Source organism: Thiofaba sp. EF100 (assembly GCF_039822285.1).
In the GTDB taxonomy this organism is placed as follows: Bacteria; Pseudomonadota; Gammaproteobacteria; order Halothiobacillales; family Halothiobacillaceae; genus Thiofaba.
This window is the reverse complement of the sequence record NZ_JBAJEY010000001.1, coordinates 98991-110713: the sequence shown is the minus strand read 5'-3', so window position 1 is coordinate 110713 and position 11723 is coordinate 98991. Positions and strand designations below refer to the sequence as shown.

Here is an 11723-nt window from a genome sequence, read left to right as displayed (position 1 = left end):
TTACCCCCCTGCCATGCGGGCCGAGCTTGGGATGTTCACCACCGTCGCCGCCAGACGCTCGGTCACCGGCAAGGGGCCGCGCCGGGCCTGGGCGTACATGGGCAGGCGGTGCATGGGGGTCCACAGCGGGCGGGTCATGACCCCGGCTGCGTTGGTGGCCGCAAGGAAGGCATCACGCTCGGCCTCATCCGCAAGGCGCAGGGCATTGAGCCAGTAGTTGCTGCGCGTGCCCGCCGGCTCATGCACAAAGGCCATCCCTTGTGCCTTGCACCAGCGGGCATAGGCCGCGGCCACCTCGCGCTTGCTGGCCATAAGCTCGGGCAGGCGCTCCATCTGTGCCACGCCAAAGGCGGCATTGAGGTTGGGCAGGCGGTAGTTGAAGCCGATTTCATCGTGCTCGAAGGCCCAGGGGTGGGGCTTCTTGGCGGTGGTGGTCAAATGCTTGGCGCGGCGGGCCAGGTCCTCGTCATCGGTGACGATCATCCCGCCGCCGCCGGTGGTGATGATCTTGTTACCGTTGAAGCTGAAGACACCCAAGCGGCCGAAGGTGCCGCAATGCCGCCCGCCTCGCGTACTGCCAAGGGCCTCGGCCGCATCCTCGACCAGCTCGATGCCCCAAGCGGCGCAGATCTCGGCGATCTTCTCGATCCGCACCGGGTGGCCGAGGGTATGCATGGGCACGCAGGCGCGAATGCGACGCCCACTGGCCGGCTCGTAGGCGCCATCCTCACGCTGCTCGGCATGCTCCTCAAGCCAGCTTGCGAGGGCCTCGGGCGAGAGGCCCAGGGTGTCCTCGTCCACGTCGATGAAGACGGGATCCGCGCCGCAGTAATGGATGGCATTGCAGGTGGCGATGAAGGTCAGGGACTGGGTGAGCACCATGTCGCCAGCCTGCACGCCGGCCACCACCAGGGCGGCATGCAGTCCAGCGGTGCCATTGACCGTGGCCACCGCGTACCGGCTGCCCACGAAGGCTGCCACCTGCCGCTCGAACTCGGTCACGAAGGCACCTACGCTGGAGACAAAACTGGAGTCGATGGCCTCCCCCACCCGCGCCTTCTCCCGCGTCCCCATGACCGGGGCATGCAGGGGGATGCCCGCCCTGGGTTCGCCATAGAGCTCGCGCACGAAGCGGATGAAGGCCTCAGACATTGTAAATGCCGGTCTTGTAGCGCTTGAGGTTGTCGGGGTTGGTGAACCAGGCGATGGTGCGGGAGAGCCCCTCGCGGATATCCACCTGCGGCTTGAAGCCGGTCAGGCGCTCGATCTTGCCGTTGTCACACCACAGGCGGAAGACCTCGGAGCCCTGCGGGCGCAGGCGGCGCTCATCTTGCACCACCTCGATGTCGCTGCCCATCAGCTCACGGATCAGGTTTAGGGTAGCGCCAATGGAGATCTCGTAGTTCGAGCCGATATTGACCACTTCGCCCACCGCCGCCTCACACTCGGCCAAGGCAATGAAGCCGCGGCAGGTGTCCTCGACGTAGTTGAAATCGCGCGTAGGGCTGAGGTCCCCAAGCTCGATGCTGCGCTTGCCCGCGGCCATCTGGCTGATGATGGTCGGGATCACCGCGCGCGCCGACTGGCGTGGGCCGTAGGTGTTGAAGGGACGGGCCACGGTAAGCGGCAGACCAAAGCTGTGGTGGAAGCTCTGGGCAAGGGCATCCGCCCCGATCTTGGAGGCGCTGTAGGGCGACTGCGGCTGGAGCGGGTGCTGCTCGTCGATCGGCACATAGCGCGCCGTGCCGTAGACCTCGCTGGTCGAGGTGTGGATGACCCGCTTCACGCCTGCCTCCAGCGCGGCCTGACAGATGTTCAGCGTACCGCGCACGTTGGTGTCCACATAGCTCTCGGGGGCCACGTAGGAATAGGGAATGGCAATCAGCGCCGCAAGGTGGAAGACCACATCCACCTCCTTCATCAGCGTGCGGCAGAAGTGGGCATCACGGATATCCCCGCCGACCACCTCGATCGCCTCCCGGCACGCCACGTCCTCCAGCCAGCCCCAGTGATTGAAGCTGTTGTACTGAGCCAGGGCGCGGACGGTGTAGCCGCGGGCGACGAGCATTTCAACCAGATGCGAGCCAATGAATCCATCGGCACCAGTCACGAGGACACGACGAGCGGCTTGAGCAGTCATGGGCGGTTCTTTGACATCACAAAACAGGGCCAAGGGCAACCATGGGGCCAGCATAGCCGAAGGCCGATACCTTGCCTATGATAGGCGGACACCACTCAGGATCCTCTGGATGAACGCCAGTACCCCTACCGTTTTCTCCACGTCCAACCCGGATGAAAACGAGCTCGAGACCGTAACACGGGAATCCTTCATCCAGAACAGTTTCGGGGATCGTTACCTCTACAGCGTCAATCGGCACGCCTTCGATCGCTTCGGTGCCAGACATACCTTCGACCTAGCGTTCAAAGACACCCTCCGCGCGGAAGACACTCTTTACATCATCGCGGGCTCGGATTCCGGACTGCTGTACGAGTATGTACACGACCTGCCACGCCCGGCGGGCAGCCGGTATCTGTTCGTCGAACTCGAGAACATCCATGCCCTCCTTCTCAACGAGGACCGCTGCCAGCATGACGATGCATCCATCCGCTGCGCGGCCTCCTCTCGCTGGTTGGAGGAAGCCTCAGCGCTGCAAATCCATGAGTATCTTTACCTTGATGCGGTCAAGGTGGTGTTATCCGTTGCTGCGCAGGACCAACATCACCCGGAATACACCGAGCTTGCCTGGCAGCTGAAAGAGGAGGTGGACAAGCTGCGCTGGCAGGCCGTGGCCCAGCTTGGCGATGAGGCCTTCATCATCTGCCAGTTGCAGAATGCTGCGGACAACATCCAATCCGCCCACATCCTGCGCCAAGCCTTTGCCGAAAAAACCGCCGTGCTGCTCGCGGGCGGCCCCTCCCTCGACGAACTGCTGCCCTGGGTGATCCAACACCGGGACAAACTCGCCGTGCTGGCGGTTTCCAGGATCGCCGCACGCCTTCTGGAGACGGGCATCACCCCGGATTTCATCTTCTCAGTCGACCCCACCGAACTGAGCTATGACATCAGCAAACCGATGTTGGCGCTCGATGCGCGGACCACCCTGATCCATCAGTACCACGTCGCGCCCAGACTGCTGACGCAATGGCCTCACCGCTCGTTGTATCTCGGTGAGCTATTGCCCTGGACCTCCAAACTCAACGCCTCCGCCCCCCTCTCCGCCCCTGGGCCGACGGTGACCAATACCGCCCTCCAGATCGCTTTCGACATGGGATTCCGCACCATCATCCTCGGTGGGGTTGATCTGTGTTTCACCCAAGAGGGCTATACCCACGCCCTTGGCAGCAACGAACGTGCGGCAGGACCTCGTTTCGACCTCACCCATCTGGAGGTCGAAACCTACGCCGGCCACAAGGCCACCACTACACCCGATTTCGCCACCGCCATCGAAACTCTAGGCAACCAGGCCCGTTACCTGGCCGCCAACGGCTGCACACTCATCAATCCATCCCCCGGGGCTGCAAGGATCGAGACCATTCAACACCTCCCGCAGGAAGACCTGCCGGTCCCGACGGAGTCCATCGATATCTCCACGACTCTTGCAAGCTTGCTGCCTGCATCGGATGAGAAACAGCGTCTTGTGCATTATCAGGAGCTGGAACGTGAGTTTTCACGCATCCAGCATGAGTTGGAGATCATGCGCAGCCTGATCAAAGAAGCCATCCGTATCAATGACTCGATGTTCAACCCGAACAGCGGGCTGATCGAGAGCGGAAAGTCCAAGAAAAAGCTGGACCGAATCGAAAAAACGCTCAGCAAGAAACACGGCCATTTGAGCCTGATCGTCAAGCGCATGGGCCTGCGGGCCCTGCTGCGGGCGATGCGCCCCTTCATGGACTATGAAACCATGAGCGCGGAAGACACCCGGACGATCGGCCACGACTATTACGCCGCCTATCTGAGCGGTACCGAGCGGCTGATGGCTATCCTCAAGGAGGCCGAACAACGGCTGAAATTGCGTATCCGGGAGGAAGAGGCCAACACTCCGCTGGCCGAAATCGCCGAGGGTTGGCGCCGCGACACCGTCCCCGGTCGCATCCGGGTGTGGGCCCAACGTCATCCGGATCGCATCATCACATTGACTCTGGAAGAGCAAGCCCTTCGCGAAGCGCTGGAACGGGAGTTCGAACAGGACCTAGCGCGCAAGCACACCGTGCACATGCAACGCGCCCAAGCCCATGCCGACCTTGGCGCAGCGCGCATCCGGGCACGGCAACTCTTTTCTCAGCGCAAAATTGATGCGCTCAAGGGACTTATGATCGCCCTCAAGAAGCATCATAACCATACACAGGGACGCCCCTTCATGCTCTTGGTCGAAGGGTATCTTCACGAACTCGAGGGCAACATGGCCTCCGCCCTCGATGCCTATGCCCAGGTGCTCGAACACGGGGATCTCCGCTTGAGCGAGGATGCCCTGCTGCGGATGACAAACTGGAGCCTCGACCAGGGTCAGGTTGAACAAGCACTGCATGCACTCCAGTGCCTGGCCTCCATTTCCGAGCAGTACACCCTGCAATATGCGGAAATGCTGCGCATCGCCGGTGACCCGATCCAGGCTGTGGAGGCTTACCGGCGCCATATCGAGCGCTTCCCCGACGACAGCCATGCCAAACTCCGCCTGGCAAAGCACCTGATCGACCATCAGGCCTATGAAGGTGCGTTGTTGGTACTCGACCACATGCTGGGGGACAAGGCCAATGAGCAAGGCGTGCAAGCCATGCGGAAGGCGCTCGAAACGGCGATGCAGGGGAGCTTAGGGCATCGCCCCCCCCTCCTGATCACTCCCCCATCTCACCCGTTTGCTGATATTCGGCCAAACCCCGTGCCTGGTGACGCATGACAGCGTGCTGCTCCTGCATCTTCTGTCTGCGCAGAGCAAGAGCCTGCATGGCCTTGCGATCCATGATCATGAGATCTTGAATCCATGCCGCAACCTCAGCCCGCAGCTCAGACTCGATGGGGGATGAAAAAAAACGCCTGATGCGCTCTTCCCGCTCGGCCACCAGCGACTCGATACGCTCCAAAGGCTCCGCCTCGTCATCCATGGCCTGACGTAATTCACGGGAGATGAGCATGATAGCCTGCATCTCCTCGCGGCAGGTGTTCATGCCTTTTGACTCAAGGCGTGCTGGTAATTTCGGGGATCGCGTCCCACGCCCCTTTGACCTCAAGCATCAGGCGCTTGACCTCCTCGAGGCGCTCCATGTCATTCTTGGCACTGGCCTCGAAAAGGCCCAATTCCATGTAGGAATACAGATCGCTGAGATTGGTAGCAAGCTCCCCACCTTGTTCGAAATCCAGGCCATCCTTCAGCCCACCCAGGATGGCGATGGCCTTGGAGATCTGCGCGCCCTTCAGCGCATGATCACCCCGCTCGATGGCAATCCTTGCCACATTGACACGCTCAATGAACCCCTCCATCAGCATCTGGATCAGCCGATGCGGGCTGGCATTGTGGATGCTCGACTGCAAGCCGACGTTGGAATAGAAACTGGCGCCCATGGAACGGGGGGAGATGTACATGAAATGACTCCTTAAAACCTTACTTCAACAAGCCGGCAAGCTGGGCAGCCAGGTAGTTGCCGGTGCTCTGATAGCCTGCAACGATCTGATCCATCTTGTTGAACTGCTTCAGATATTGTTCTTCGACTTTGCTCAGCCGCGCGTCGAGCGCAGCACGACGATCGGCGATCTGTCTTTTCTGATCGTTCATCGAGCGGGTCTGAGTATCCAGTATCCCCCCCGATTTGAGGTATTCGTCAATCTTGGCATTGGTTCGGGTGGCAACGCCGTCGGCAGAACGGAAAAGATCGGACACGACCGCAGGATTGCCATTCATGGCCTCACTGAGCTTGGCGCTATTGAGCTTCATGGCACCGTAACGGTCGATTTCGATGCCAATGCCTGCAAGGGAATCCACACCACCACTCACGCTGGACACATTGGAGGTCAGATCACGGCGCAGCTGCTGCTGTAGGTTGCGGAGCGTGGCATCGCCTGTCAGCTCAGCCGCCTTCTTGGTGGCGGGGTCGTACCGACCGAGGTCGCTCATGACCTGACGCAAGCTGTTGTAGCTGTCAACAAATCCCTGCAATGCCTTCACGACCTCCTCGCTGTCCGCACTCACCTGGGCGGTGACCGGGCTGGTCGTGACCGCCTTGAGGTTGAAGGTCAGCCCACTGACAGCATCGCTGATGGTATTGGATGAGCGTGTCACGGTCTGACCATCCACCCGGATCACGGCATCCTGCGCTGCGACCAACTGGGTCATGGCAAGCCCCGACAACCCGGAGGCATCGGCGTTGTTGCCATCGTCATCACTGATGCTCACGCTCAGGGCGTTGGCGGTGCCTGTCTCCTTGGCGGTGAGCACCAGCTTGCTCACGGTGCCACCACTGCCATCATCCGCATTGACGATGGTCGCACTCACCCCGATGTTGCCGCTGGCATTGTTGATCGCATCACGAATACCAGCCAGGGTGTTGTTGCTCGCGTCGATGGTCACGCTGAAGCTGTTGCCCCCCACTCCCAGCGTCAGGGTTCCAGTCCCCACCACTGTGCTCGCAGAAGCCAAGCCTGAGGAAACCATTTTTTCCGCCCGGGCAAGGTTGAGGACCTCAATGCTGTAGGAGCCCACAGCTGCCGTCCGATCAGCCTGCAGGGCCAGAGCCGAATCATTGCTCAAAGTGGTCTTGCGTGCGCTGAAGGTATCGAGGGCCTCGAGTTTCTTGAGCGCCGTCTGGAACGAGGAGAGCACCCCCTTGAGTTTGCCCAGACCGGAAAGCCGGGTATCAACGCGAGCCTGCTGGCGGTCGAGCAGTCCCTTGGCCGCCTGCCCTTCAGCATTCACCAACTGCTGAACGACACCGTTAATGTTCATGCCGGTGGCAAGACCCGTGGATGTGATGGCCATGGGAGCACCTCGATGGAATTTTCGAAAAAAGCCGCCGACTCAATGCATGCATGCAGTCTTGGCGGTTCACACCTTTTCTTTTAGCAACACACCCTCACGCTCGCCCGTTAGTTTGAGCATGTTGTGGATGAAGGCCAGGATTTCTTCGGCCGGGATCTGCCGTACGACCTCTTCGGTATCCTTGTCGACGACTTTGATGACGAGCAACCCCGTCTCCTCATCATAATTGAGGTTCAAATCCCTGCGCACGGACTGAATGTATTCCTTGGCCCGAGTCACGGCCTGATCGAGTTCCTTCGCATCGGGTTGCGCGCCCTGGGAATCGGTTTGGGGAGAATCCTTAGGGCGCGCCGCCGATGAAGGCTCGCCAGACACAAAACCAGAAACTGCGGCAGCCCGCGCGGATGTGGCGGGCTCCATTCGAACTGCGGCGCCAGCATTGCCCTCTGAAGCCATCTGTGCTCCAGCGACCGACACAGGCTGTAATGGGTTGGGATTGATAAGCATCGTTGCCCCTCCTATGAGGAGGGGGGGAGTTTCATCCAACTCCTCCCCCCATCAGGATAAGACTAGGCTACCCCGATGTTACCGCAGCAGACCAAGAACCGCTTGCGGCGCCTGGTTGGCTTGGGCCAGCATCGCCGTACCGGCTTGCTGCAGGATCTGAGCACGGCTGAGGTTCGCGGTCTCAGAGGCGAAGTCAGCATCCATGATGCGGGAACGTGCCGCGCTCTGGTTCTCGATCGAGCTCTGCAGGTTGGAGATGGTCGCATTGAAGCGGTTCTGGGCTGCACCCAGGCGACCACGCAGATTGTTGAGCTTGCCGATCGCGCCATCCAGAATACCAATCACCGAATTGCCCTTGGTCACCGCGGAGGCCCCAGCCGCCGTGGAGATGTGCATGGTAGCAGTCATCGCACTACCAATACCGGTGGCCCCCGCCGTAGAGAGGTTGGCAAGGGATACGGTGATCCGGTTATTGTTTGCCGTATTGGCCCCCACCTGGAACTGATAACTGGTTCCCGAGGTGCTGAGAATCTTCTTGCCGTTGAACTCGGTATTGCCGACGATGCGGCCGATTTCCTGCTTGAGCTGCTGGAATTCGGTGTTCAGGTCGGTGCGATCAGAGGCCGTATTGGTGGCGTTCATCGACTGCACGGTCAGGTCACGCATGCGCTGGAGCATGCCCTGCAGCTCGGTGATCGCCCCTTCGGCGGTTTGCGCCATCGACAAGCCATCGTTGGCGTTGCGCACGGCCACGGTCATGCCGCGAATCTGGGAGTTCATGCGCTCTGCGATAGACATGCCTGCGGCATCGTCCTTGGCGCTATTGACCCGCATCCCAGAGGCCAGGCGCTCCATTGCGGTTTTCTGGAGGATGTCCGTCTTGTACAGGCTGCGCTGTGCATTGATGGACATCATGTTGGTATTGACGACGTTAGCCATGGCTAGGTCTCCTTGTGCTTGCGCTTGAGCGCGGTTGAAATCGGTCAGGAACCTTATCGGCGGGGCCTGGAGAAGCTTTAGCCCTGACTGGATCTTTTTCGTCCAAACTCCGCTTTCGAACTTGTTATCGGCGCGATGCTTTCAAGCTTTAGTGGGCATTGAAAAATTCTTTTCGCTGCACTGCCAAAGCCTGAGGCCTGGCCAAGTGCCCCACCCACAGGCCGGCTGGCACAATCGATGATTGAATCGTCACGTTTTTGCGCCATGATCCTGTGACGGACGCATTGCACAGGACCCGACCCATGCCCGGCTCGCTCTACTCTCTCGAAGTCCAACCCAACATCCCACCCGCCCTGGCCTGTCTTCATGACTTCGCCAACAATCTCTATTACAGCTGGAGCCGGAAGGTGCGCGGCCTGTTCTTCCGCATGGATGCCGCCCTGTGGGAGGCCTGCGGCCACAATCCGAAGATCTTCCTGCGCCGGGTGGCCCAGGAGCGCGTGGATGCAGCCCTGGCCGACCCAACCTACATGTTCGACCTGGAGGAGACCCGCGCCCAGTTCGAGCGCTATCTGAGCGACCCGCCCCATCCCGAAATCGCCGCGCACCTCGACCCGCACGAGGATTTGATCGCCTACTTCTGCGCGGAATACGGTTTCCATGAGAGCTTTCCCATCTACTCGGGCGGCCTCGGCATCCTGGCCGGCGACCACTGCAAGGCGGCGAGCGACCTCGGGCTGCCCTTCGTGGCGGTGGGGCTGCTCTACCGCGTGGGTTATTTCACCCAGACCATCGATGCCCAGGGGCAGCAGGTCGAATCGTTCCTGCCGGTCAACTTCGACGACCTGCCGATCAGCCCGGTCCTCGATGAGACGGGCAAGGAGTTGGTGTTCTGGCTGCCCCTGCCAGGCCGCCAGATCGCGGTCAAGCTGTGGCAGGCGCATGTCGGGCGGGTGCGCCTGATCCTGCTGGACACCGACCTTGCGCAGAACAGCCCTCAGGATCGCGCCATCACCTACCGCCTCTACGGTGGGGACAAATCGATGCGCATCCAGCAGGAGATCCTGCTCGGCATGGGCGGCGTGCGTGCCCTGCGGGCGCTTGGCCTGCACCCAAGCGCATGGCATGTGAACGAGGGCCATGCCGCCTTCCTCATCGTCGAACGCTGCCGCGAGTACGTCGCCCAGGGCATGGGCTTCGAGGCCGCTCTCGAACTGACCGCGACCAATACAGTGTTCACCACCCACACCCCGGTCGATGCCGGACACGACGCCTTCGAAATCGGGCTGGTCGAGCAGTATTTCCGCGACATCGCCCACGGGATGGGGCTGGATTTCGAGCGCTTCATCCGCCTGGGCAGTGTGGATGCGACCCCTTCCAGCTTCGACATGACCACGCTCGCCCTGCGAGGCTCGCGCCAGCACAACGGTGTCAGTCGCATCCACGGCCATGTCGCCTCAAGGATGGCGCGCGACCTCTGGCCCCAGATCGAGCCGGAGGAAAACCCGGTCCGCTACGTGACCAACGGGGTACATGTCAGCACCTTCCTCGCCCGCGAGTGGGCCAACCTGCTCGACCAGCGCCAGCGCGACTGGCGCCTTCACCTGTGCGACCGGGATTTTTGGCGCGAGGCCCTGGATCAAATCCCCGACCACCGCTTCTGGAGCCTGCGCCAGTCGCTGAAGCGGGAAATGCTGGACGACGTCGCCCAGCGCATTCGCGACCAGCACCACCGCAACGGCAGCAGCGAGGCCGTGATCCGCAAGTCGCTGAGTGTCATCACCCAGCAGGACCAGGATGTGCTGGTGATCGGTTTCGCCCGCCGTTTCGCCACCTACAAGCGCGCCACCCTGCTGTTCAATGACCTGGAACGGCTGGCGCGGCTGGTCAATGACGACGAGCGGCCGGTGGTGTTCATCTTCGCCGGCAAGGCGCACCCGGCCGACGAGCCCGCCCAGGCGATGATCCGCACGATCTGGGAGATTGCCCACCGGCCCGAGTTCCTCGGCCGCATCCTGCTGCTGGAGGGCTACGACATGGCCCTCGCCCGCAAACTGGTGACCGGTGTGGACGTCTGGCTCAACACCCCGGAATACCCGCTGGAGGCCAGCGGCACCTCCGGCCAGAAGGCCGGCATGAACGGCGTGGTCAACCTGAGCGTGCTGGACGGCTGGTGGGGTGAGGGCTTTGAGGGCGACAACGGCTGGGCCATCACCCCCCACGGCCCAGAATACAGCGCCGAATACCGCAACAGCCAGGAGGCCCATGACCTGATGGAGATGCTGCGCAAGGAGGTCGTACCCCTCTACTACCACCGCGACAAGGGCAGCTTTTCCAGCCGCTGGGTCGCGCTGTCCAAGGCCTCGATGCGCAGCATTCTGCCCCGCTTCAACAGCGAGCGCATGGTGCTCGACTACACACGCGGGTTCTACCTGACCGCCCTGCGCAACCATAAGGCCTTCCATGCAGAGGGCGGGCAGTTGGCGCGCGAACTGGCCGAATGGAAGGCCCGCATCCGTATGACGTGGCCGAAGATCCGTGCCGAGCGCGTGGATCTCGCCACAACCCAGTTGCATCACGGCGAAGCGCTCGAGATCAAGGTGGCGGTCGATGTGGATGGCCTGTCGGCCCAGGATGTGCGGGTGGAATGCCAGTTCGGCCGGCTGAGCAACAGCGCACACTTCGAGCTGGACTCACACTATCTTCTCGAGGCCGACGGCCAGGACGAGAAGGGGCGCCAGCTGTACACGCTGAAAATGCAACCCTCGCTCGCCGGGCTGCAGGTCTACCGCATCCGCATCGTCCCCTGGCATCCCGCCCTGACCCACCCCTACGAGATGGGCTGCATGCTGTGGCTGTAGGGAGGGCTGGGATCCGGGATGCCAAGACGTCTGCAAGGCTTGTCACACATGACGAGCATCCCCATACTTGACCGTCAGAGTCAACCATATGAGATCCCCCATGGACCCCATCCTCCAGCAGATCGACGAGATCGTTAAGAACAACCCGATCGTGATCTTCATGAAAGGCACGCCGCAGTTCCCGATGTGCGGCTATTCCAGCCGCGCGGCCGAGGCCATCAAGGCCTGCGGCGTGGAGTTCGCCTATGTGAACGTGCTCGCGGACATGGAAATCTTCAACAACCTACCACGCTACCAGGACTGGCCAACCTTCCCGCAGATCTACGTCAACGGCGAATTGATCGGCGGCTCGGACATCACCGTGGAACTGCATCAGCGCGGCGAACTGAAGCCGATGCTGGAAGCGGCCATCAAAAAGGGCTGAGCGCCCACGCGACACCTCGAC

10 protein-coding genes are annotated in these 11723 nt (G+C 61.4%); 3 read left to right on the top strand and 7 right to left on the bottom strand.

From position 1 onward, the window contains the following. Window positions 1-1152 carry a LegC family aminotransferase gene (locus tag V6D91_RS00605; protein WP_347317246.1) on the bottom strand — a complete coding sequence of 384 codons (1152 nt, stop codon included), beginning with the start codon at window positions 1150-1152 and terminating at the stop codon, window positions 1-3. After that, the gene (locus V6D91_RS00600) at window positions 1145-2140 is read right to left on the bottom strand and encodes an NAD-dependent 4,6-dehydratase LegB (protein WP_347317245.1); all 996 of its coding nucleotides are present in this window, start codon (window positions 2138-2140) and stop codon (window positions 1145-1147) included. The genes V6D91_RS00605 and V6D91_RS00600 overlap by 8 nt, the downstream gene beginning before the upstream one ends. Before the next feature lie 109 nt (window positions 2141-2249). Between V6D91_RS00600 and V6D91_RS00595 the strand changes: the two genes are divergently transcribed. Next, window positions 2250-4898, top strand: coding sequence for a 6-hydroxymethylpterin diphosphokinase MptE-like protein (locus tag V6D91_RS00595; RefSeq protein ID WP_347317244.1), 2649 nt, complete (start codon window positions 2250-2252; stop codon window positions 4896-4898). On the opposite strand, the gene V6D91_RS00590 is transcribed toward V6D91_RS00595, so the two are convergent. From V6D91_RS00590 to V6D91_RS00570, 5 genes are all read right to left on the bottom strand, one after another. After that, window positions 4837-5166: a hypothetical protein gene (locus V6D91_RS00590; protein WP_347317243.1), complete on the bottom strand. Its 330-nt coding sequence runs from the start codon at window positions 5164-5166 to the stop codon at window positions 4837-4839. The genes V6D91_RS00595 and V6D91_RS00590 overlap by 62 nt on opposite strands. Window positions 5167-5176: 10 nt before the next feature. Then, window positions 5177-5581 carry a flagellar export chaperone FliS gene (fliS, locus tag V6D91_RS00585; protein ID WP_347317242.1) on the bottom strand — a complete coding sequence of 135 codons (405 nt, stop codon included), beginning with the start codon at window positions 5579-5581 and terminating at the stop codon, window positions 5177-5179. A 19-nt stretch (window positions 5582-5600) separates the two neighbouring features. After that, the gene (gene fliD / locus V6D91_RS00580; RefSeq protein WP_347317241.1) at window positions 5601-6971 is read right to left on the bottom strand and encodes a flagellar filament capping protein FliD; all 1371 of its coding nucleotides are present in this window, start codon (window positions 6969-6971) and stop codon (window positions 5601-5603) included. A 66-nt stretch (window positions 6972-7037) separates the two neighbouring features. Next, window positions 7038-7478: a flagellar protein FlaG gene (locus V6D91_RS00575; protein ID WP_347317240.1), complete on the bottom strand. Its 441-nt coding sequence runs from the start codon at window positions 7476-7478 to the stop codon at window positions 7038-7040. A 78-nt stretch (window positions 7479-7556) separates the two neighbouring features. After that, window positions 7557-8417 (bottom strand): flagellin, encoded by an 861-nt coding sequence (locus tag V6D91_RS00570; protein WP_347317239.1) that lies wholly within the window; start codon window positions 8415-8417, stop codon window positions 7557-7559. 302 nt (window positions 8418-8719) lie between these two features. Here V6D91_RS00570 and glgP point away from each other — a divergent pair, with 302 nt between their 5' ends. Beyond that, window positions 8720-11278 carry an alpha-glucan family phosphorylase gene (glgP, locus tag V6D91_RS00565; protein ID WP_347317238.1) on the top strand — a complete coding sequence of 853 codons (2559 nt, stop codon included), beginning with the start codon at window positions 8720-8722 and terminating at the stop codon, window positions 11276-11278. A 100-nt stretch (window positions 11279-11378) separates the two neighbouring features. After that, the gene (grxD, locus tag V6D91_RS00560; RefSeq protein ID WP_347317237.1) at window positions 11379-11702 is read left to right on the top strand and encodes a Grx4 family monothiol glutaredoxin; all 324 of its coding nucleotides are present in this window, start codon (window positions 11379-11381) and stop codon (window positions 11700-11702) included. Window positions 11703-11723: the final 21 nt, after the last annotated feature.